Source organism: Prauserella isguenensis, assembly GCF_014191605.1.
In the GTDB taxonomy this organism is placed as follows: Bacteria; Actinomycetota; Actinomycetes; order Mycobacteriales; family Pseudonocardiaceae; genus Prauserella; species Prauserella isguenensis.
Window position 1 is genome coordinate 150,341 of the sequence record NZ_JACHWU010000001.1, and the last position, 20,876, is coordinate 171,216.

Genomic DNA, 20,876 nt, shown 5'->3' on the forward strand with positions numbered 1-20,876 from the left:
CGAGCCGCTGGGCACTACCGGACCCGGTGGACCCAGCAGAGCCTGGGTTGAGCCGCTGAGCCTGCAGTACCCGCTGAACGGCTGGGCTTGCAGTACCGCCCGAGCCCGTGTGTCGGTGTCGGTGGCGGTGTCGGTGTCGATGCCGGTCCCGGTGGGTCAGCGTCGACCCGATCGGCCGTCACACACGACCGCCCGGGCCCGGACACGACGATGCCCCGAAGGACACCCTCGGGGCGCTCAACGCCACTAGGTGCCCTTCGGGGCATCAGACCGGAGGTGCCGTCAGCCGCCGGCGGCCGCCGCGCCGCTGTCGACACCCGGCGTCTGCACCTGGACCGAGTCGTACGTCTGCCGCACGTCCTGATAGTTCAGCGAGGAACCCGCGGGCAGCATCTTGAGAATCGTTTCCGGCGCCGCGTCGAACATGTCCCCGGTCAGGCCGAGCCACTCGGCGGTCGTCACGTCCGGAATGCTGTAGCGGATACCGCGATCGGAGACCAGCTGCAGCGGGCCTCCGTCGAACGTCTCCCGCGTGGTGGCCGAGCGGACGACCGCAGCGTGACCCGGCTGCATGTAGAACTGGTCGACCTGGTTGTACCCGTCGGGCGCGGGTGTCTCCACGTCGATCGGATTCGCCCCCTTGGGCAGCGGCGACGTGTTGTGCACGTACAGCCGGGTCACCGAGTCGCGGGCCCGTCCCTCGCCCTCGACGCTCCAGCCGAGGCAGGTGTGCGGGGTGAGTTCCTGGTCGACGATCTCGAGGTCACCGGCCACCGGCAGGTGGTCGAGCTCGTACCAGCCCTGGTCGCCCTCCGACAGCTTCGGCGCACCGGCGATGGCGCCCGGCCCCACGCGGCGCGCGGTCCTGGCGCTCTCGTCGGCGGCGAGCATGACGCTGGCCGCACCCTCGTTGATCTCCTGCACGCCCTGCTGCAGCACGAGGTAGTACGTCGTCGACCCCGCGTCCTGGACCTCGAGGACCGAGCCGACCGGCGCCGACTCCACGTCGAAGTCCTGCGGGGTGCTGCCCATTCCCGGGATCTTCGGGGCGACGAGCTCGCCGGACGCATTCGGGATGGCCTCGAGCAGGCTCGGCGACATCTTGCGGACGTCGTCTTCGCTCAGGTTGAACGCGTTCACGATCGGGTCATCGCCGGACATGTCGACCGGCGCCTTCACCGCATCGCCCTGACCCGCCTGTGTGTCCGCCTGGCGGTAGACCAGGTAAACCGTGTTGTCGCTGCCCTTCGAATTCTTGGCGAGAATCGCCTGGTTCCGCGCCAGTTCGTCCTGACGCGCGCCGCCGGACTCGCCGGCGAGCACCTGGCTCGTGACCTCGGCCTCCTGCCGCGCCGTGGTGTCGGGCAGCGAACTGTCGTAGTTCAGGTTGTCGCACACGGCCCAGTTCTGGCCGATCGTCTGCTCGTTCGTCGGCAGCAGCGGCGGGCCGTCGGGAATGCCCCGCAGCCGTTCCCGGCCGATGTCGACCAACTGCGTGTCGGGCACGACCTGCGGCTCGAGGTCAGCGGGATCGGGCGCCTGCGGCAGCTGTCCCCCACCTTCACCGCCGTCGCCGCCCTGCTGGGCCTGCGCCATGCTCAGCAGCTTCGCGGACGCGACGTTGAACGTCGGGATGAGCCGCTTGTCGCCGCCCTGCGCTTGGTGCACGACGTAGACCTGGCCGGACTGTTCACTGATCACGATGCCGCTGTCGGGCACGGTCGGCGCCGGCTTGAAAATGCCGAACACGAGGAATCCGAGGCAGCCGAGCGCGCCGAGGACGACGCCGACCGTGGTCGCACGTCCGTGGGTTCGCATCGGGTCGTGCAGCATGACCGGGTCCTTGCGCACCAGAGCCGACTGCATGCGGCGCAGTACGAACCGGTACGCCTGAACCTGTGACTTTGTTGTCGGTGTTGACGGCATTCTCGCCCCACTGCCTCCCCATCGCGATACGGTCCCGCAGGATAGCCGTGCAGGACCGGCTGGTGTTGGTTTCTACCAACACCCGCTAGTCTGCGGCTCCCCGGGATGGCTGTTTTCGCTGCGTGACCGTCACACGAGTCCCGCAGTGAACAAACCAGGCTGCGCCTGCGGCCGACCGGGCACACGCGAGGGACAAGAGGGGAAGAAGCCAGCGGATGTCCGTCACCACTCCACGTTCATCGGGCCCGCCTCCGGGAGGGAGGCCGCCGGGCCCCGGGGGACCCCAGCGGCCGCAGGGACCCGGCGGTCCCGGACGTCCGGGCCCGGGCGGACCCGGTGGTCCCGGTGGTCCTGCAGGCCCCGGCAGACCCGGTCCCGGCGGCCCGGGCGGACCCGGTGCACCCGCGGGTCCGAAGGGCCCGGGCGGTCCCGGTGGGCCGGGAGGTCCCGGCAGGCCCGGCCCCGGTGGCCCCGGAGGACCGGGTGGGCCGAACGGTCCGGGCGGCCCCGGCGGGCCGAGCGGACCCGGTGGCGCTCCGCAGCGACCCGGCGGCCCTGGAGGACCCGGCGGCCCCGGAGGACCCGACAAGGGTGCGCCGAAGGGACCGCCTCCCGGCGGACCCGGTGGCCCCGGCGGCAACGGCCCCGGCGGCAACGGCCCCGGCGGGCCGGGCGGACCCGGTGGGCCGGGAGGTCCCGGTGGGCCGGGAGGTCCCGGTGGGCCGGGTGGCCCGAGCGGGCCGCACGGCTCCGGCGGACCCGAACCCACGCCGCCCGAACCTGCCACACCGCAGGAATCGCAGCCCCGGAACGCACCGCCCGCCCGCAGGCGGACCCTCGGCGCGAGCCTCGGCCCGCTGCCGGTGATGAACGTCGTGCTCATCGAGGTCGGGCTCGCCATCGGACTGGTGCTGGTCGCGATCAACGAAGCGCTGCTGTGGGTCGGCGTCGGCGTTCTCGGCCTGACGATCGTCCTGGCACTGCTGCGCTGGAACGGCCAGTGGTTCACCCAGTGGGCGGGACTGACGTCGCGGTACACGTTCCGTTCGCGCGCCCGCACGGCGACACCGCCGCCTCCGAAGTCCATCGAAACGGTGGACGACGAGGAGGAGACGGTCATCGGCGACGACGACGTGCGCGTCAACCTGCTGCGGCTGGCGATCCCCGGCCTCGTCGTGGCGCACGGCAACGACCACGAGCACTCCGACGTCGGGCTCGCCTGGCACGACGGCACGTGGACGGCCGTGCTGCTGGTCGAGCCGACCCCGGCGCTGATCACGCAGGCGGGCGGCGCGCCGAGCCTGCCGCTGTCGGCACTGGCACCGTGCCTCGAGGACCGCGGCGTGGTGCTCGACTCCATCCAGATGACGTGGCACTGCTACCCCGGCAGCGCCGCGCTTCCCTCCGACTCGCCCGCGCTCAGCTCGTACATGGAGGTCCTCGGCCCGCTTCCCGCCGCCGCGCGGCGAACGACGTGGATCTCGCTGCGGCTGGACCCGAAGCGCTGCGCCGAGGCCGTCCGCGAACGTGGCGGCGGTGTCGTCGGTGCGCATCGCGCGCTGATGGGTGCGCTCTCTCGCGTCCGCAACGCCCTCGAGTCGAACGGCATCCCCACGCGCCCGCTGGACGCCGACGAACTGCTGAGGGCCGGAATCTCCGCCGCCGAGCTCACGGGCGTCGTCGGCTCGGGCCAGAAGGTGTCGCTGAAGGAGAAGTGGACGGGCGTGACGGCCGCGGGCATCGGCCACGCCAGCTACGCCATCACCGGCTGGCCGAAAGGCAAGGTCACACAGAACCTGAACGCCCTGACCAGCGTGCGCGCGCTGTCGTCCACGGTGGGCATGGCGATCTCCCCCGCCGAGGACGAAGGCAAGGTCACGCTGCGCGGCATCGTCCGCGTCAGCGCCCGCAACCCGCGTGAACTCGACACCGCCGACCAGCGACTCGGCACGCTCGCCGACAAGGTGGGCGTCTCGCTGACCCCGCTGCGCGGCAAACAGACCGACGGACTGGCGGCGACGATCCCGCTGGGAGGCACCGCATGACCCGGGCACAGACGACGACCCGTGCGCAGCGCAGGGCCGCCAAGGCCCGAGGCGCGGAGCGGGAAGGAATCGAGAAATGACCCGACTGCAAGACCCGACCAAGGTCGACGGGGTGGCGCCCGAGTTCATCGCCGACCCCGCGCTGCTCGACGCCGTCAGCCCGTCCGGCGACCGCGGCGGCATCATCCTCGGCTCCGGGCTGCAGGGTGAACCGCTGACGGTCTCCGCGCTGCGGTCGGTGCCGACGCGCATCGTGCTGGTCGGCGGGCTGTACCTGGCGCGCCAGGTGGCGATGCGTGCGATGGCGGTCGGCGCGTGGTGCATCGTCGCCACGGGCCGCCCCGCCGCGTGGCACGTGCTGCAGCAGGCCGCGGGTACGCATCGGGACGGCCAGCCGTCGCCGCTGGTGCAGATCCGCAGGCTCTCGCCCGTCGAACTGCCCCGGCCGTCGGAGGACGCGCCGCTGCTCGTGGTCAACGACGGCGGTCCCACGCCGCAGGACCTGTTCCCACCGCGCTCTCCGTGGCAGACGACCGTCTATGTGCTGCCGTACCTGCACCCGCAGGCCACGGCGGTCGCCAACGGTGCCGACCTGGTGCTGATGCAGCGACTGCCCGCGGGCCAGGCCGACCTGGCGGCGCAGATCTGGCGGCTGCCGCAGCAAATGACCCGTCAGCTGACGACGTTGAAGGACGACCAGGTCGTCGCCCTCGGCAGGAACCTGTGGCGCCCGCTCCGGCTCGTCACGACCAACAAGGAGCAGGCGATCCTCGGCCCCGTCCGCCGAGGCGACTGACAGGCCCGGCGCGTGCCCCCAAGGCACCTTGGGGGCGTTTGCCTTGGGGGCGTCCTCGCTGCGTGTTCAGAGTGCGTCGCGGACGTTGCGGGTCTGCTCTGCGCGGGCGGCGAGCTCGTCGTCGGGCGGGTAGTCGATCGCCAGGAGTGTGAGCCCGTGGGCCGGCGCGACGGAGCTCGCGCGCTGCCGGCTGTCGAGCACCCGGTGCGGCCATTCCACGTCACGCCTGCCGTCGCCGACCATCAGCACCGCCCCGACGAGGCTGCGCACCATCGAGTGGCAGAACGCGTCCGCGGACACGTCGGCGTGCACCTCGTGCTCGCCCACGCGCCGCCACGTGAACCGCTGCAGTTCCCTGACGGTCGTCGCGCCCTCACGCTGCTTGCAGTACGCCGCGAAGTCCTGCAACCCCAGCAGCGCCTGAGACGCCTCCTGCAGCGCGTCGACGGCCAACGGGCGGTGCCAGGCCAGCGTGTCCTTCCGCCGCAACGGTTCGACGCCCCACGGCGCGTCGGAGACCTGGTAGCGGTAGTGCCTCCGGACGGCGGAGAACCGGGCATCGAAACCGTCCGGGGCCGGAGCCGCGGCGAGCACGCGCACGTCCGGCGGCAGCAGTCGATTCCACCGGTGACGCATGCGGTCCAGGTCCGGCAGGCCGCGCTCGTCGACGGTCAACCGGCGCGACGTCGGCTGCCCGTCGTAGGGTTCGACGTCGACGTGCACCACCTGCCTCGCCGCGTGCACCCCGGCGTCCGTACGGCCCGCGACGACCACCGACCGCGGCACCGACGCGCCGGGCGGCTGCGTCGCCAGCGCCTCCTCCAGCGACCCCTGCACGGTCCGCCTGCCGGGCTGCCGAGCCCACCCGGAGAAGTCCGTGCCGTCGTAGGCCACCTCGAGGCGCAGACGAACGAGCCCGCCCTCCCCGAGGGGAGCGGCGGGCTCGTTCGATGCGTGACTGCCTGTCAGGCTTCGTCCTTCTTCTCGGACTCGGCCTGCTCGTCGGCCTGCTCGCCCGCCTCGGCGGCCGGGCTGTCGGCCGAGTCGGCGGAGTCCGCCGAGTCGCCCGAGTCGGCACTGTCGGCGGAGTCCGCGGACTCGGCGCTCTCAGCCGACTCGGCCTCTGCGGGCTTCTCGTCGGCCGCGAACTTCGTGCCGCGAGCCTTCTCGGCCTCGGACGTCACGGTCTTCTCCGCCACCAGTTCGATGACCGCCATCGGGGCGTTGTCGCCCTTGCGCGGCAGCGTCTTGGTGATGCGGACGTAACCACCGTTGCGGTCCGAGAAGTGCGGGCCGATCTCCTCGACCAGCTTGTGCACGACGTCCTTGTTGCGGATGGTCCGCATGATCTGACGCCGGTTGTGCACGTCGCCGCGCTTGGCCTTCGTGATCAGCTTCTCCGCGAGCGGCCGGACACGCCTGGCCTTGGCCTCGGTGGTGGTGATCTTGCCGTGCTCGAACAGCGACGTGGCCAGGTTCGCCAACATCAGCCGCTCATGCGACGGCGATCCACCGAGACGGCGTCCCTTGGTGGGGGTGGGCATCGGTTCTCCTCGTTAGCTTCTCAGCCGTGGGACCCGGTGGCCGGCGCGAACCGGCCACCGTCGTCGGGTCCTACAACTGCTCCGTCTCTGCGTAGTCCTGGCCATCGTCGTGGCCATCGTCGGACAGACCACCGGGGACGCCGACGGACATGTCGTCGCCCCAGCCCTCGCCGTCGTCGTAGTTGGCGGCCGCGGTCGTCGGGTCGAACCCGGGCGGGCTGTCCTTGAGCGCGAGGCCGAGGCCGACGAGCTTCATCTTCACCTCGTCGATCGACTTCGCACCGAAGTTGCGGATGTCGAGCAGGTCGGCCTCGCTACGCGAGACCAGCTCGCCGACCGTGTGAATTCCCTCGCGCTTGAGGCAGTTGTAGGACCGCACCGTCAGGTCCAGGTCCTCGATCGGCATCGCGTAGGCGGCGATGGTGTCCGCCTCCTGCGGCGACGGGCCGATCTCGATGCCCTCCGCGTCGACGTTCAGCTCCCGGGCGAGGCCGAACAGCTCGACGAGCGTCTTGCCCGCCGAGGCGACGGCGTCCCGCGGCGTGATCGACGGCTTCGTCTCCACGTCCAGGATCAGCTTGTCGAAGTCGGTCCGCTGCTCGACACGCGTGGCCTCGACCTTGTACGTCACCTTCAGCACCGGCGAGTAGATCGAGTCGACCGGGATCCGGCCGATCTCGGCACCCGCCTGCTTGTTCTGCAGCGCGGGCACGTAGCCACGGCCACGCTCGACGACGAGCTCGACCTCGAGCTTGCCCTTGTCGTTCAGCCAGCCGATGTGCAGATCCGGGTTGTGCACGGTCACCCCTGCCGGCGGCACGATGTCCGCCGCGGTGACCTCACCCGGGCCCTGCTTGCGCAGGTACATGGTGACGGGCTCGTCCTCCTCGGAGGACACCACGAGCTCCTTGAGGTTCAGGATGATCTCGGTGACATCCTCCTTCACCCCCGGGACGGTGGTGAACTCGTGCAGAACGCCGTCGATGCGGATGCTCGTGATCGCAGCACCCGGGATCGACGACAGCAACGTACGCCGGAGCGAGTTGCCGAGCGTGTAGCCGAAGCCCGGCTCGAGCGGCTCGATGGTGAACCGGGACCGGGTCTCGTTGACCGTCTCTTCTCCGAGAGTCGGCCGCTGGGAAATCAGCACTGTTCCTTGTCCTTTCCTGCCGGCGCCCGCCATATGACGCCGAAAGGGATGGCGGAGCGGCGGCGCGGATCGGCCGCGCCGCCGCCGGCGATCACTTCGAGTAGTACTCGACGATCAGCTGTTCCTGCACGGGGATCTCGATCTGCGCCCGCTCGGGGAGCTGGTGCACGAGAATCCGCAGCGTCGACGGCACGACCTGCAGCCAGGCCGGGATCGGACGCTCGCCCAGGGCCTCCTTGGCGGCCACGAACGGCAGCATCTTCGCGGACTTCGGCCGCACGTCGATGATGTCGAACTTGGACACCCGGTAGCTGGGCACGTTCACGTTCTTGCCGTTGACCGTGAAGTGGCCGTGGCCCACGAGCTGACGGGCCTGGCGGCGGGTACGGGCGATGCCCGCGCGGTACACGACGTTGTCCAGCCGCGACTCGCAGATCTGCAGGAGGTTCTCGCCGGTCTTACCGGAACGCCGTGCGGCTTCCTCGTAGTAGCGGCGGAACTGGCGCTCGAGCACGCCGTAGGTGTGGCGGGCCTTCTGCTTCTCCTGCAGCTGAAGCAGGTACTCGCTCTCCTTGACCCGGCCGCGGCCGTGCTGGCCCGGCGGGTAGGGACGACGTTCGAAGGCCTGGTCGCCGCCGATGAGGTCGGTCTTGAGGCGACGCGACAGACGCGTCGCGGGGCCGGTGTAACGAGCCATTTCTGTCTACTCCTCCCCGTTCCTCAGACCCGACGACGCTTCGGCGGGCGGCAGCCGTTGTGCGGCTGCGGGGTCACGTCCTGGATGGTGCCGACCTCGAGGCCGGCGGCCTGCAGCGAGCGGATCGCGGTCTCGCGACCCGAGCCCGGGCCCTTCACGAACACGTCGACCTTCTTCATGCCGTGCTCGGCGGCCTTGCGGGCCGCGTTCTCCGCGGCCATCTGGGCGGCGAACGGCGTGGACTTACGCGAGCCCTTGAAGCCGACGTGCCCGGACGAAGCCCACGAGATCACAGCACCGTTCGGGTCGGTGATCGAAATGATCGTGTTGTTGAACGTGCTCTTGATGTGAGCATGCCCGTGGGCAACATTTTTCTTCTCTTTGCGGCGCACCTTCTTGGCGCCGCCACTGCGGGGTGGCATTGGGTGATCTCCTCGTTAGCGCGAGTGCTTCTCGTCGGCGGCCGCGGCGGCTTCCTGCTGCCCGCGCCGGATGATCGTTCCGGCGTCGGAGTACAGCTCGCGCAGCGCCATCGGACGGGCGTACAGCGACTTCGGCGACGTCGCGTGATTGCGACGCGAGCCGACGCCCGCGCGCATCGCACGCCGCTTGGTCCGTACGACGGTCATCAGCGGCCCGCCTTCTTCTTGCCGGCGACCGTCTTCTTCGGGCCCTTGCGCGTGCGCGCGTTGGTCTTGGTGCGCTGACCGCGGACAGGCAGGCCACGGCGCCAACGAAGACCCTCGTAGCACCCGATCTCGATCTTCCGACGGATGTCGGCGTTCACCTCGCGGCGGAGGTCACCCTCGACCCTGAAGTTCTCTTCGATGTGGTCACGCAGCTTCACCAGGTCGTCGTCGCCGAGGTCCTTGACCCGGGTGTCCGGGTTCAGTTCCGTCGCGACGGCGATCTGCTTGGCGCTGGTACGGCCGATGCCGTAGATGTATGTCAGCGCGATCTCCAGCCGCTTCTCGCGGGGGAGATCGACGCCAGCGAGTCGTGCCATTGGCGCTTGTGCTCCTCGTAGTTTCTCTTCAGGTCTGCTCCCCGACCACTTCCGGGACGACTCGCGTCTCCACCCGCTCTCGCAGGCGGTGTCCCGGCCCCGGCCTGAAGTCCGGAGGTCGGCGCTGTACGGCTCGTGTCCGGTCAGCGCAGGTTCGGGGAGGCTGTAGTTGTCACAGTGCTCTTGTGATGTGCCAGTGCTCTGGTGTCACGTCACTGTCGACAAGTGGACGAGCTGCTCAGCCCTGCCGCTGCTTGTGCCGCAGGTTGTCGCAGATCACCATGATCCGGCCGTGCCGCCGAACCACCTGGCACTTGTCGCAGATTCGCTTGACGCTCGGCTTGACCTTCACGTCTCCTGCTTTCGTCGTGTCGAATAACCGCGTGCCCTACCGGGGAGGGCACCTCAGGCATCCGCCACGCCCTCCGTGATCACTTGTAGCGGTAGACGATGCGACCACGAGACAGGTCGTAGGGCGACAGCTCCACAACCACTTTGTCCTCAGGCAGGATGCGGATGTAGTGCTGCCGCATCTTGCCGCTGATGTGGGCCAGGACCTTGTGGCCGTTCTCCAACTCGACACGGAACATCGCGTTGGGGAGCGGCTCGATCACGCGGCCTTCTACCTCAATGGCCCCGTCTTTCTTCGCCATGTACTCCGCAATTCGTGATTGGTTGAGCGATGGTGCTTACCTGGACTGACGGGCGCTCCATCCTGCGTCCGAACACGTCGAGTGGCCGGGAGGATTCCGGAACCGGAAATCCGCACCTGCCCCGAACGGGCATCGGAGAACAGCATGGAAGGCACGCCAGCTGTACAGTCTACGCACCTCGTGTCACGGCCCCCAAACCGGGGCCGGTCGTGATAGGTGCGCGCAGCATCCGTGCGCTCCGCGAACGCGGAGAGTGAGCGGCCTTGGTCCATCCGAGTGACGGTCCGCAGCAACCTCGGTACAGAGTCCAGGTTACTCCGCTGACGCCGCCTCCGGCGCGGTGAGCACCCACGGGCCGTCCTCGGTGACCGCCACGGTGTGTTCCCAGTGGGCCGCGCGCGAACCGTCGTCGGTGATGACGGTCCACCCGTCGTCGAGCTCCACCGTTCCGCCGGATCCGCCGGTCAGCATCGGCTCGATCGCCAGGGTCACGCCCGGCTGCAGCTCGGGTCCACGACCCGGCTTGCCGACGTTCGGCAGGAACGGCTCCATGTGCATCTCGCGCCCGATGCCGTGCCCGCCGTACTCCTCGATCATGCCGTACTCGATGCCGTCCTCGAGGATCTTACTCAGGGCTTCCATCTCGACGGCGTGGGAGATGTCGGTCAGCCGGGCGCCGGGACGGGCGGCGTCGATCCCGGCCTGCATCGCCGACTTCGTCGCCGCCGACAACTTCCGGTCTGGCTCGCTCACCTCGCCGACCGAGATGGTCACGGCCGAGTCGCCGTGCCAGCCTTCGAGGATCGCACCGCAGTCGACCGACAGCAGGTCGCCGCTGGTGAGGACCAGCTCCGACGACGGGATCCCGTGCACGATCTGGTCGTTCACCGACGCGCAGATCGACCCCGGGAAACCGTGGTAACCCTTGAACGAGGGCACCGCGTCGGCGTCACGGATCAACTGCTCGGCCAGAGCGTCGAGTTCGAGCGTGCTCACCCCTGGCCTGGCCGCATCGGTGACGGCGGCCAGGGTGCGCGACACGACGAGACCCGCCGCACGCATGGCTTCCAGCTCGCCACGGGACTTCGCCTCGATCGAACCGCCGCGGCGCATCCACCGCGGCATCCTCAGGCCGAGCAGGTTCACGAGCTCTTGCCGAGCGCGTCCAACACGCGCTGCGAAACCTCGTCGACCTCACCGATGCCGTTCACGGTCACCAGGATGTCGGCGTAGTACTCGAGCAACGGCGCCGTCTCCTGCCGGTAGACCTCCTGCCGGCGACGGATGATCTCTTCGGTGTCGTCGCTACGGCCGCGGGCCAGCAGGCGCTCGACCAGCTCGTCCTCGCTCACCTTCAGCTCGATCACACCGTCGAGCGCCGTGTTCTGCGCGGCGAGCATCTCGCCCAGCACGTCCGCCTGCTTCGTGTTGCGCGGGAACCCGTCCAGCAGGAAACCGGCCTTGGCGTCCGGCTCCTCCAGACGTTCGCGCACCATCTCGTTGGTCACCGAGTCGGGTACGAGCTCGCCGGCGTCCATGTACCGCTTCGCTTCGAGGCCCAGCGGCGTTTCGTTGCCGACGTTGGCACGAAACAGATCACCTGTCGAGATGTGCGGAACGCCCAGTCGCTCGGAGAGAGAGACCGCCTGCGTCCCTTTGCCCGCTCCGGGAGGACCCACAAGGAGCACACGCGTCATCGGAGGAACCCTTCGTAGTTGCGCTGCATGAGCTGGCTTTCGATCTGCTTCACCGTGTCCAGTCCGACACCGACCATGATCAGAACCGCCGTGCCGCCGAGCGGGAAGTTCTGGTTCTGGCCTTCGCCGGTGAGGGACAGGAAGAAGTTCGGCAGGATTGCCACGATGCCAAGGTAGATCGATCCGGGCAACGTGATCCTGCTCAGTACGAAGCGCAAGTACTCGGCGGTCGGCCTGCCCGGGCGGATACCCGGGATGAAGCCGCCGAACTTCTTCATCTCCTCGGCGCGATCGTCAACGTTGAAGGTGATCGTGATGTAGAAGTACGTGAAGAAGATGATCAGGGCGAAGTACAGCAGCATGTGCAGCCAGCTGCTCTGATCACTCAGGTACGTCTGGATGAACTGCGTGAAGCCCGACGGGTTCTGCGGGTCGCCGGTCAGGTTCACCAGCAGGTCCGGCAGGTACAGCAGCGACGAGCCGAAGATCACCGGAATGACACCGGCCTGGTTGACCTTGATCGGCAGGTACGTCGACGTGCCCCCGTACATGCGCCTGCCGACCATGCGTTTGGCGTACTGCACCGGGATTCGGCGTTGCCCCTGCTCGACGAAGACGACGCTCGCGATGATCACCAGTGCCAGCAGGCAGACGAACCCGAACACGAGCGGCGTGTTCTGGTTCAGGATGTTGGCGCCCTCGGCCGGGATCTGCGCCGCGATGTTGAGGAAGATCAGCAGCGACATGCCGTTACCGACGCCGCGCTCGGTGATCAGCTCACCCATCCACATCATCACGGCGGTACCGGCGGTCATCGTCAGGACCGTGATCGCCATGGTGAGGACGCTGCTGTCCGGGAAGATCGATTCGGTGCAGTTCGGGAACATCCCGCCGCGCTCTGCCAGCGCGATCACACCGGTGGCCTGGAGGATGGCCAGCGCGATCGTCAGGTAGCGCGTGTACTGCGTCAGCTTGCCCTGCCCGGACTGGCCCTCCTTCTTCAGCTCCTCGAAGTGCGGGATGACCACCGTGAGCAGCTGCACGATGATGCTCGCCGTGATGTACGGCATGATGCCCGTCGCGAAGATGGAGAGCTGAAGGAGCGCTCCACCGCTGAACAGGTTCAGCAGCGTGAAGAAACTCTGACCCTCGACCTGCGCCTGACAAGCCTGAACGCTGTTGTACGACACGCCAGGCGCTGGAATGACCGCGCCGAGCCGATACACGGCCACGATCATCAACGTGAACAGGATCTTCTTGCGCAGGTCCGGCGTGGCGAGAGCCGAGCGGAAGGCGCTGAGCACGCGGGGGACCTCCTCAGGCGTCGCCGGCGGGTTCCGGCGAGCGGCTTGGCCGACGGTCTCGGACGCCGGCGGGACGACTCACTTCGCTGGCGAGCTGGCCAGACGGACGCTTGAAGACATGGGACGTCCCCAGGCGCCTCGACGACTCTAACAGCCGCTCAGGGTGGCGATTCACCGAGTTGCCGAACTGACCGCAGCATACCTACGGAAGTCGCGCAGCCCTCTCGCGCACCGTCCTCGAAGCGACGAACGCCACTCCGCGCGGGCCCGGACCGTCACGCGCATCACACGCGCCGACCGCGGTACGAACGCGCCGAGCACACTCCGACCACACACGGCAGCGGCCCGCCCGGCTGTCGCCGGACGGGCCGCTGCCGCGAATTCTCGAGCGTCAGAGCGTGGTGGCCGCGCCACCCGCCGCCTCGAGCTTCTCCTTCGCGCTCTTGGAGAACGCGTCGGCCGAAACCTCGAGCTTGACGCCGTCGACGTCACCGTTGCCGAGAACCTTGACGAGGTGGCCCTTGCGGACGAGGCCGCTGTCGACGAGCTCGTCCTTGCCCACCTTGCCGCCGTCGGCGAACACGCGGGCGATGTCGCCCACGTTCACCGGCTGGTACTCGGTACGGAAGCGGTTCTTGAAGCCACGCAGCTTCGGGAGCCGCATCTGGATGGGCATCTGCCCACCCTCGAAGCCGGCGGGCACGTTCTTCCGGGCCTTGGTGCCCTTCGTACCGCGACCGGCGGTCTTGCCTTTCGAACCCTCACCACGGCCGACGCGCATCTTCTCGCGCTTGGCGCCGGGTGCAGGCTTCAGGTCATGGATCTTGATGGTCATGAGTTGACCTCCTCCACGCTCACCAGGTGCCGCACCGTGTGGACCAGGCCGCGAACGTCGGGAGTGTCCTCACGCACCACGGACTGGCGGATCTTCCGCAGCCCCAGGGTACGCAGGGTGTCCCGGTGGCTCTGCCGCGTGCCGATCACGCTCTTGGTCTGGGTGACCTTCAGCTGCGCCATCTCAGACCTCCTGACCCGCACGCTGACGCAGCATGCGCGCCGGCGCGACGTCCTCGAGCGGCAGACCGCGACGGGCCGCCACCTCTTCCGGACGGGACAGACCCTTCAGCGCGGCGACGGTCGCGTGCACGATGTTGATCGCGTTGTCGCTGCCCAGCGACTTCGACAGCACGTCGTGCACACCCGCGCACTCCAGCACGGCACGCACCGGGCCACCGGCGATGACACCGGTACCGGCGGAGGCCGGACGGAGCAGCACCACACCGGCGGCATCCTCACCCTGAACCGGGTGCGGGATGGTACCGGCGATGCGGGGCACGCGGAAGAAGTTCTTCTTGGCCTCCTCGACACCCTTGGCGATCGCCGAGGGCACCTCCTTGGCCTTGCCGTAGCCGACGCCGACCTGACCGTCGCCGTCGCCGACCACGACCAGAGCGGTGAAGCTGAAGCGACGACCGCCCTTGACCACCTTGGCCACACGGTTGATCGCTACAACGCGCTCGAGGTGCGGGTTCTTGTCCTGGGCCGCCCCGCCACGGCCACCGTCACGACGGTCCCTGCGGTCCCGGCCGCCACCGCGCTCGCGGTTCTGCTGCTCGCCGGGCCCGCCCTGGCCGCCGGATTGCCGCGTACGTCCCGGCATCAGGCGTTCCTTCCGTTCTCGAACTTGTTCACCATCAGAATTCCAACCCCGCTTCGCGAGCGGCGTCGGCCAGCGCCGCGATCCGGCCGTGGTAGGCGTTGCCGCCGCGGTCGAACACCGCGGACTCGACACCCGCGTTCTTGGCGCGGGAGGCAACCAGCTCGCCGACCTTGGCGGCCTTGGCCTTCTTGTCGCCCTCGACGGCGGCCACGTCGGCCTCGAGCGTCGACGCCGAGGCCACGGTGTGGCCCGCCACGTCGTCGATCAACTGCACGTAGATGTGCCGGGAGGAGCGCTTCACCGACAGCCGCGGACGCTCCGCGGTGCCGAAGATCTTCTTGCGCAGCCGGTTGTGCCGGCGAGCTTTGCCCACGCGGCGACGGGTCGAGACGTCCTTGCCGATCGGCCTGCGCTTCGTAACCGTTTCGCTCATGATCACTTACCCGTCTTTCCGACCTTGCGACGGATGCGCTCACCCTCGTAGCGCAGGCCCTTGCCCTTGTACGGGTCCGGGCGCCGCAGCTTACGGATGACCGCAGCGGTCTGGCCGACCTTCTGCTTGTCGATGCCGGCCACCGAGAACTTCGTCGGGCTCTCCACGTTGAACGTGATGCCCTCCGGAGCCTTGATCAGTACCGGGTGGCTGTAGCCGAGGGCGAACTCGAGGTCCGAACCCTTGGCCTGCACGCGGTAACCGACCCCGTGGATCTCCATCTTCTTCTCGTAGCCTTCGCTGACGCCGACGACCAGGTTGTTCACCAGCGTCCGCGTGAGGCCGTGCAGCGACCGGTTCTCACGCTCCTCGTCCGGGCGATTCACCACGATCGCGCCGTCGGAGTCGCGCTCGACGACGATCGGCTCCGGCACGGTGTGCTCGAGGGTGCCCTTCGGGCCCTTCACCGACACGTGCTGGCCGTCGATGTTCACCTCGACCCCGGAGGGGACGGTGATCGGCAGCTTTCCAATGCGTGACATTGCCTTGTCCCCTCCCTTACCAGACGTAGGCGAGGACTTCGCCGCCCACGCCGTTGCGCATGGCCTGACGGTCGGTCTGGAGGCCGGCGGACGTCGAGATGATCGCGACGCCGAGGCCGCCGAGAACCTTCGGCAGGTTGTTGGATTTCGCGTACACACGCAGACCCGGCTTCGACACGCGGCGAAGGCCGGCGATGCTGCGTTCACGGTTCGGCCCGAACTTGAGGTTCACGACGAGGTTCTGGTGCTTCTCGCCGGGCTCGGTGCGGTACTCCGCGATGTACCCCTCGCGCTTGAGGATCTCGGAGATGTTCTCCTTGATCTTCGAGTGCGGGAGCGTCACCTCGTCGTGGTGCGCCGAGTTCGCGTTCCGCAGACGTGTCAGGAAGTCTGCGATCGGGTCGGTCATCGTCATGGTGACCTGTCAACCTTTCTCGCCCTGGTTCCCCGGCACTGCCGGGGCCTGTGGCGAAGTGGGAGTTATCGGGGCGCCTTCACCAGCTGGACTTGCTCACGCCGGGAAGCTGTCCCGCGTGCGCCATTTCCCGCAGGCAGATGCGGCAGAGGCCGAACTTGCGGTAGACCGAGTGCGGCCGGCCGCAACGCTGGCAACGCGTGTAGGCCCGCACCTTGAACTTCGGCTTCCGAGCGGCCTTGGCGATGAGGGACTTCTTAGCCATGGCTCACGCCTCCTTAAAGGGGAAGCCGAGCTTGCGGAGCAGCGCACGGCCTTCGTCGTCGTTGTTGGCGGTGGTCACGACCGTGACGTCCATGCCGCGCGGGCGGTCGATGGAGTCGGGGTCGATCTCGTGGAACATCGACTGCTCCGACAGGCCGAACGTGTAGTTGCCGTGCCCGTCGAACTGCTTGCTCGACAGCCCGCGGAAGTCGCGGATCCGCGGCAGCGCGATGTTCAGCAGCCGGTCCAGGAACTCCCACATGCGGTCGCCACGCAGCGTCGTGCGCGCACCGATCGGCATGCCCTCACGCAGCTTGAACTGCGCGATGGACTTGCGGGCCCTGCGCACCTCGGGCTTCTGCCCGGTGATGGCGGCGAGGTCACGCACTGCGCCTTCGATGAGCTTGCTGTCGCGGGCGGCGTCGCCGACGCCCATGTTCACGACGACCTTCGTGACACCGGGGATCTGGTGCACGTTCTCGAGGTCGAACTCCTCGCGCAGCTGGCCCGCGATCTCCTCGCGGTAGCGGACCTTGAGCCGCGGGGTCGGGTATGTCGTCTCTGCGGTCGTCATCAGATGTCCTTGCCCGTCTTACGCGAGATCCGAACCTTCTTGCCGTCCTCGTCGAAGCGGTAGCCGACCCGGGTCGGGTTGCCGTCGGAGTCCACGACCATCACGTTCGACACGTGGATCGGGGCCTCCTGGGTGACGATGCCGCCGGACTCGGCACCACGCTGGTTCTGGGAGATCCGCGTGTGCTTCTTGATCCGGTTCACGCCCTCGACGAGGACCTTGCTGCGCTCCGGGTCGGCCTTGATGACCTTGCCCTTCGCACCCTTGTCCTTGCCCGCGACGACGAGAACGGTGTCGCCCTTCTTGACCTTCATTCAGAGCACCTCCGGCGCCAGCGAGATGATCTTCATGAACTTGCGGTCGCGCAGCTCGCGACCGACCGGTCCGAAGATGCGCGTGCCTCGCGGCTCGTTGTCGTTCTTGATGAGCACCGCGGCGTTCTCGTCGAAGCGGATGTAGGAGCCGTCAGGGCGACGCCTCTCCTTCGCTGTACGGACGATGACCGCCTTGACGACGTCACCACGCTTCACATTGGCGCCCGGGATGGCGTCCTTGACGGTGGCGACGATGATGTCGCCGAGGCCCGCGTAGCGCCGCCCCGAGCCACCGAGCACGCGGATGGTCAGGATCTCCTTGGCACCCGTGTTGTCGGCGACTCGCAGTCGCGACTCCTGCTGGATCACGTCAACTCCTGTATGTCGCGCCGGTTCTCGGGGTTTCGTACCGAGCCTGGCGGAACGAATGGGGCTGTTGCCGCCCCCTGATTACTTGGCCTTCTCGCGGATCTCGACCAGCCGGTACCGCTTGGTGGCGGACAGCGGGCGGGTCTCCATCACGATGACGCGGTCACCCACGCCGGCCGTGTTCTGGTCGTCGTGCGCCTTGACCTTCTTGGTCGAGCGCATGACCTTGCCGTACAGCGGGTGCTTCTTACGGTCCTCGAGCTCCACGACAATCGTCTTGTCCATCTTGTCGGACACGACCAGGCCCTCACGGACCTTCCGGTAGTTCCGACCGGAGTCAGCCTTCTGTACCGGCTCGCTCATGCGGCACCTTCACTCTCGTCAGTCTCGTCAGGCGCGATCGAGAGACCGAGCTCGCGCTCGCGCATCACGGTGTAGATGCGCGCGATGTCCGCGCGGACCGTGCGAAGCCTGCGGTTGTTGTCGAGCTGGCCGGTCGCCATCTGGAACCGGAGGTTGAACAGCTCCTCCTTGGATTCCTTCAGACGCAGCACGAGCTCTTCCGCAGTAAGCTCACGCAGCTCCGACGCAGCAACTCCAGCTGCCGCCATCAGAACTCACCACCTTCACGGCTCACGATCCTGCACTTCATCGGCAACTTGTGGATCGCGCGGCGCATGGCCTCGCGGGCCACGGCCTCGTTCGGAAAGCTCATCTCGAACATCACGCGGCCCGGCTTGACGTTGGCGACCCACCACTCCGGCGAACCCTTACCGGAACCCATGCGGGTTTCGGCCGGCTTCTTCGTGAGCGGACGGTCGGGGAAGATGTTGATCCAGATCTTCCCGCCACGCTTGATGTGGCGCGTCATGGCGATACGAGCGGACTCGATCTGCCGGTTCGTCACGTAGGCGGGCTCGAGCGCCTGGATACCGTAGTCACCGAAGGTGACCTTCGTGCCGCCCTTGGCGGCACCCTTGCGCTTCGGCGCGTGCTGCTTACGGTGCTTGACCTTGCGTGGGATGAGCACGCCTCAGCCCTCCGTCTTCTCTGCAGCGTCCGGCGAAGCCACCTCGGGGGCGTTCGCGGACGCAACGTCTGTGTCGGCCTTGGCGGCACCGGAGCCGGACTCCTGCGCGGCCGCCCGACCGGCCTCCGTCGAGGTCGGCGTGGTACCCGAAGCGCCACCACGACGCCGCTGCGGACGCTCGCGGCGCGGCTGACGCTCGGACGCCGCGGCGGCGTCACGCTCGGCCTTGGCCTTCAGCCCACCGACGAGCTCGCCCTTGTAGATCCACACCTTCACGCCGATGCGGCCGAACGTCGTCTTGGCCTCGAAGAAGCCGTAGTCGATGTCGGCACGCAGCGTGTGCAGCGGGACCCGGCCGTCGCGGTAGTGCTCGGAACGGGACATCTCGGCACCGCCGAGGCGACCGCTGCACTGCACCCGAATGCCCTTGACCTGCGGCGACCGCATGGACGTCTGGATCGCCTTACGCATGGCGCGGCGGAACGCGACACGGTTGGACAGCTGCTCCGCGATGCCCTGCGCAACCAGCTGGGCGTCGGCCTCGGAGTTCTTCACCTCGAGGATGTTCAGCTGCACCTGCTTGCCGGTCAGCTTCTCCAGCGAACCGCGGATGCGGTCGGCCTCGGCGCCGCGGCGGCCGATGACGATGCCCGGCCGCGCGGTGTGGATGTCGACGCGGACCCGGTCACGGGTGCGCTCGATCTCCACCTTGGCGATGCCCGCCCGCTCCATGCCCGTGGACAGGAGCTTGCGGATCTTGACGTCCTCGGCCACGTAGTCCGAGTACTGCTTGTCGGCGTACCAGCGAGACTTCCAGTCCGTGGTGATCCCGAGCCGGAAGCCGTGCGGGTTGATCTTCTGGCCCACTACCGGCCACCTGCCTTCTTGCTCTTCTTCGCCTCAGGACGGGACTCGACCTCGACGGTGATGTGGCTCGTCCGCTTGCGGATCCGGAACGCACGCCCCTGGGCGCGCGGCTGGATGCGCTTCAGCGTCGGACCGTCATCGGCGTAGGCGTTCTTCACCCACAGCGTGTCGGGGTCCAGGTCGAGGTTGTTCTCGGCGTTGGCCATCGCGCTCGCGAGGACCTTGGACAGCTGGTACGCCGCGGCCTGCGGCGAGTACTTCAGCGTCGTCAGAGCGTCGTTCGCGTTCTGACCCTTGATCAGCTCGATCACCCGGCGCACCTTGGTCGGCGAGTCCCGGACGAAGCGAGCCCGCGCGAAAGCCGTCGGCAGGGTCTCCTGCTCGGCTACCGCGTCGTTACGCGCGTTCATCGTTACTTCCTTCTCTTAAGGTGCGCTGCTTCAGCGGCGACGAGATTTGCGGTCGTCCTTGACGTGGCCCTTGAAGGTCCGCGTCGGGGCGAACTCGCCCAGCTTGTGGCCGACCATGGCCTCGGTGACGAAAACCGGGACGTGCTTGCGGCCGTCGTGCACCGCGAGGGTGTGGCCCAGCATGTCCGGAATGATCGTGGACCGGCGGGACCAGGTCTTGATCACGGTCTTCTTGCCCGACTCGTTGAGCGCGTCCACCTTCTTGAGCAGGTGGTCGTCCACGAAAGGGCCCTTTTTCAGGCTACGCGGCATGTTCTTCTACCTCCCTGCTCAGCGCTTCTTCTTGCCGGTCTTCCGGCGGCGGACGATCATCTTGTCGCTTTCCTTGCGACGGCGGGTGCGGCCTTCCGGCCGGCCGTTCGGGTTCACCGGGTGGCGACCACCGGAGCTCTTGCCCTCACCACCACCGTGCGGGTGGTCGATCGGGTTCATGACGACACCGCGCACCGTCGGACGCTTGCCGCGCCAGCGGCTGCGGCCCGCCTTACCCCAGTTGATGTTGGAGTGCTCGGAGTTGCCGACCTCGCCGACCGTGGCTCGGTTGCGCACGTCCACGTTGCGGATCTCGCCCGAAGGCATCCGCAGCTGGGCGTACGGGCCGTCCTTGGCGACGAGCTGCACGCGGGCGCCTGCCGAACGCGCGATCTTCGCGCCGCCGCCGGGGCGGAGCTCGATCGCGTGGATCACGGTGCCGACCGGGATGTTGCGCAGCGGCAGGTTGTTGCCCGGCTTGATGTCGGCCGACGGGCCGTTCTCCACCGTGTTGCCCTGCTTCAGCTTCTCCGGCGCGATGATGTAGCGCTTCTCGCCGTCCGCGTAGTGCAGGAGCGCGATACGAGCCGACCGGTTGGGGTCGTACTCGATGTGCGCGACCTTGGCGGGGATGCCGTCCTTGTCATTGCGACGGAAGTCGATGATCCGGTAGGCGCGCTTGTGGCCACCGCCCTTGTGACGGGTGGTGATCTTGCCGCCGGAGTTACGACCACCGGTCTTGCTGACCGGCTTGACCAGCGACTTCTCCGGCGTCGACCGAGTGATCTCGGAGAAGTCGGCCACGCTCGAGCCGCGACGGCCCGGAGTGGTCGGCTTGTGCTTACGGATACCCATGTCTACTCAGTCC

At 68.2% G+C, this 20,876-nt stretch carries 32 protein-coding genes; 2 read left to right on the top strand and 30 right to left on the bottom strand.

The features are described from left to right. Positions 1-282: 282 nt before the first annotated feature. Positions 283-1,926: a type VII secretion protein EccB gene (gene eccB, locus FHS23_RS00600; protein ID WP_183646108.1), complete on the bottom strand. Its 1,644-nt coding sequence runs from the start codon at positions 1,924-1,926 to the stop codon at positions 283-285. Between the two features lie 866 nt (positions 1,927-2,792). On the opposite strand from eccB, the gene eccE reads away from it, so the two are divergent. After that, positions 2,793-3,971: a type VII secretion protein EccE gene (gene eccE, locus FHS23_RS00605; protein ID WP_183646110.1), complete on the top strand. Its 1,179-nt coding sequence runs from the start codon at positions 2,793-2,795 to the stop codon at positions 3,969-3,971. Positions 3,972-4,047: 76 nt separating this feature from the next. Beyond that, positions 4,048-4,767 (top strand): hypothetical protein, encoded by a 720-nt coding sequence (locus tag FHS23_RS00610; protein WP_183646112.1) that lies wholly within the window; start codon positions 4,048-4,050, stop codon positions 4,765-4,767. A gap of 66 nt (positions 4,768-4,833) precedes the next feature. Here the strand turns inward: FHS23_RS00610 and truA are convergent, their stop codons facing one another. From truA to rplB, 29 genes are all read right to left on the bottom strand, one after another. After that, entirely contained in the window at positions 4,834-5,661 is an 828-nt protein-coding gene (truA, locus tag FHS23_RS00615; RefSeq protein WP_343053548.1) for a tRNA pseudouridine(38-40) synthase TruA, read from the bottom strand. A 71-nt stretch (positions 5,662-5,732) separates the two neighbouring features. Then, positions 5,733-6,311: a 50S ribosomal protein L17 gene (gene rplQ, locus FHS23_RS00620; protein ID WP_183646114.1), complete on the bottom strand. Its 579-nt coding sequence runs from the start codon at positions 6,309-6,311 to the stop codon at positions 5,733-5,735. Positions 6,312-6,381: 70 nt separating this feature from the next. After that, positions 6,382-7,461 (bottom strand): DNA-directed RNA polymerase subunit alpha, encoded by a 1,080-nt coding sequence (locus FHS23_RS00625; RefSeq protein WP_183646116.1) that lies wholly within the window; start codon positions 7,459-7,461, stop codon positions 6,382-6,384. Positions 7,462-7,552: 91 nt separating this feature from the next. Continuing rightward, positions 7,553-8,158, bottom strand: coding sequence for a 30S ribosomal protein S4 (gene rpsD / locus FHS23_RS00630; RefSeq protein ID WP_183646118.1), 606 nt, complete (start codon positions 8,156-8,158; stop codon positions 7,553-7,555). A 23-nt stretch (positions 8,159-8,181) separates the two neighbouring features. Beyond that, positions 8,182-8,580, bottom strand: coding sequence for a 30S ribosomal protein S11 (gene rpsK / locus FHS23_RS00635; protein ID WP_030532865.1), 399 nt, complete (start codon positions 8,578-8,580; stop codon positions 8,182-8,184). 15 nt (positions 8,581-8,595) lie between these two features. Next, positions 8,596-8,787 carry a hypothetical protein gene (locus FHS23_RS00640; protein ID WP_183651247.1) on the bottom strand — a complete coding sequence of 64 codons (192 nt, stop codon included), beginning with the start codon at positions 8,785-8,787 and terminating at the stop codon, positions 8,596-8,598. Continuing rightward, positions 8,787-9,164 (bottom strand): 30S ribosomal protein S13, encoded by a 378-nt coding sequence (rpsM, locus tag FHS23_RS00645; RefSeq protein WP_183646120.1) that lies wholly within the window; start codon positions 9,162-9,164, stop codon positions 8,787-8,789. Before rpsM ends, FHS23_RS00640 begins: the two co-directional genes overlap by 1 nt. A 238-nt stretch (positions 9,165-9,402) precedes the next feature. Next, positions 9,403-9,516, bottom strand: coding sequence for a 50S ribosomal protein L36 (gene rpmJ, locus FHS23_RS00650; protein WP_005453284.1), 114 nt, complete (start codon positions 9,514-9,516; stop codon positions 9,403-9,405). Between the two features lie 79 nt (positions 9,517-9,595). After that, complete coding sequence (infA, locus tag FHS23_RS00655; protein WP_030532868.1) at positions 9,596-9,817, bottom strand: translation initiation factor IF-1; 222 nt, start codon at positions 9,815-9,817, stop codon at positions 9,596-9,598. Between the two features lie 312 nt (positions 9,818-10,129). Then, positions 10,130-10,942 carry a type I methionyl aminopeptidase gene (gene map, locus FHS23_RS00660; RefSeq protein ID WP_221219025.1) on the bottom strand — a complete coding sequence of 271 codons (813 nt, stop codon included), beginning with the start codon at positions 10,940-10,942 and terminating at the stop codon, positions 10,130-10,132. Positions 10,943-10,959: 17 nt separating this feature from the next. Continuing rightward, the gene (locus tag FHS23_RS00665; RefSeq protein WP_183646122.1) at positions 10,960-11,514 is read right to left on the bottom strand and encodes an adenylate kinase; all 555 of its coding nucleotides are present in this window, start codon (positions 11,512-11,514) and stop codon (positions 10,960-10,962) included. Next, the gene (gene secY, locus FHS23_RS00670) at positions 11,511-12,818 is read right to left on the bottom strand and encodes a preprotein translocase subunit SecY (protein ID WP_183646123.1); all 1,308 of its coding nucleotides are present in this window, start codon (positions 12,816-12,818) and stop codon (positions 11,511-11,513) included. Before secY ends, FHS23_RS00665 begins: the two co-directional genes overlap by 4 nt. A gap of 391 nt (positions 12,819-13,209) precedes the next feature. Continuing rightward, complete coding sequence (gene rplO, locus FHS23_RS00675) at positions 13,210-13,653, bottom strand: 50S ribosomal protein L15 (protein ID WP_183646125.1); 444 nt, start codon at positions 13,651-13,653, stop codon at positions 13,210-13,212. Then, the gene (rpmD, locus tag FHS23_RS00680; RefSeq protein WP_183646127.1) at positions 13,650-13,835 is read right to left on the bottom strand and encodes a 50S ribosomal protein L30; all 186 of its coding nucleotides are present in this window, start codon (positions 13,833-13,835) and stop codon (positions 13,650-13,652) included. Before rpmD ends, rplO begins: the two co-directional genes overlap by 4 nt. Before the next feature lies 1 nt (position 13,836). After that, positions 13,837-14,478, bottom strand: a complete 642-nt coding sequence (rpsE, locus tag FHS23_RS00685; protein ID WP_183646129.1) for a 30S ribosomal protein S5 — start codon at positions 14,476-14,478, stop codon at positions 13,837-13,839. A 34-nt stretch (positions 14,479-14,512) separates the two neighbouring features. Next, complete coding sequence (gene rplR, locus FHS23_RS00690) at positions 14,513-14,911, bottom strand: 50S ribosomal protein L18 (protein WP_183646131.1); 399 nt, start codon at positions 14,909-14,911, stop codon at positions 14,513-14,515. 2 nt (positions 14,912-14,913) lie between these two features. Beyond that, positions 14,914-15,453, bottom strand: a complete 540-nt coding sequence (gene rplF, locus FHS23_RS00695; protein ID WP_183646133.1) for a 50S ribosomal protein L6 — start codon at positions 15,451-15,453, stop codon at positions 14,914-14,916. A gap of 16 nt (positions 15,454-15,469) precedes the next feature. Beyond that, complete coding sequence (rpsH, locus tag FHS23_RS00700; RefSeq protein ID WP_183646135.1) at positions 15,470-15,868, bottom strand: 30S ribosomal protein S8; 399 nt, start codon at positions 15,866-15,868, stop codon at positions 15,470-15,472. Between the two features lie 79 nt (positions 15,869-15,947). Beyond that, entirely contained in the window at positions 15,948-16,133 is a 186-nt protein-coding gene (locus FHS23_RS00705; protein ID WP_183646137.1) for a type Z 30S ribosomal protein S14, read from the bottom strand. A 3-nt stretch (positions 16,134-16,136) separates the two neighbouring features. Next, a complete protein-coding gene (gene rplE, locus FHS23_RS00710; protein ID WP_183646140.1) occupies positions 16,137-16,706 on the bottom strand; it encodes a 50S ribosomal protein L5 in 570 nt (189 codons plus the stop codon). After that, positions 16,706-17,020, bottom strand: coding sequence for a 50S ribosomal protein L24 (rplX, locus tag FHS23_RS00715; RefSeq protein WP_183646142.1), 315 nt, complete (start codon positions 17,018-17,020; stop codon positions 16,706-16,708). The genes rplE and rplX overlap by 1 nt, the downstream gene beginning before the upstream one ends. After that, a complete protein-coding gene (rplN, locus tag FHS23_RS00720) occupies positions 17,021-17,389 on the bottom strand; it encodes a 50S ribosomal protein L14 (protein ID WP_183646144.1) in 369 nt (122 codons plus the stop codon). Between the two features lie 81 nt (positions 17,390-17,470). Further along, positions 17,471-17,752 (bottom strand): 30S ribosomal protein S17, encoded by a 282-nt coding sequence (rpsQ, locus tag FHS23_RS00725; protein ID WP_183646151.1) that lies wholly within the window; start codon positions 17,750-17,752, stop codon positions 17,471-17,473. Further along, on the bottom strand, positions 17,749-18,000 hold the full coding sequence (rpmC, locus tag FHS23_RS00730; protein ID WP_030532883.1) for a 50S ribosomal protein L29: 252 nt from the start codon (positions 17,998-18,000) through the stop codon (positions 17,749-17,751). Before rpmC ends, rpsQ begins: the two co-directional genes overlap by 4 nt. Beyond that, entirely contained in the window at positions 18,000-18,419 is a 420-nt protein-coding gene (gene rplP / locus FHS23_RS00735; protein ID WP_183646158.1) for a 50S ribosomal protein L16, read from the bottom strand. The genes rpmC and rplP overlap by 1 nt, the downstream gene beginning before the upstream one ends. A 3-nt stretch (positions 18,420-18,422) precedes the next feature. Next, positions 18,423-19,286, bottom strand: coding sequence for a 30S ribosomal protein S3 (gene rpsC, locus FHS23_RS00740; RefSeq protein ID WP_183646160.1), 864 nt, complete (start codon positions 19,284-19,286; stop codon positions 18,423-18,425). Continuing rightward, a complete protein-coding gene (gene rplV / locus FHS23_RS00745) occupies positions 19,286-19,696 on the bottom strand; it encodes a 50S ribosomal protein L22 (RefSeq protein WP_183646167.1) in 411 nt (136 codons plus the stop codon). The genes rpsC and rplV overlap by 1 nt, the downstream gene beginning before the upstream one ends. Before the next feature lie 30 nt (positions 19,697-19,726). Next, positions 19,727-20,008, bottom strand: coding sequence for a 30S ribosomal protein S19 (rpsS, locus tag FHS23_RS00750; RefSeq protein WP_075849106.1), 282 nt, complete (start codon positions 20,006-20,008; stop codon positions 19,727-19,729). Between the two features lie 18 nt (positions 20,009-20,026). Beyond that, positions 20,027-20,863 (bottom strand): 50S ribosomal protein L2, encoded by an 837-nt coding sequence (gene rplB / locus FHS23_RS00755; RefSeq protein ID WP_183646169.1) that lies wholly within the window; start codon positions 20,861-20,863, stop codon positions 20,027-20,029. Positions 20,864-20,876 lie beyond the last annotated feature (13 nt).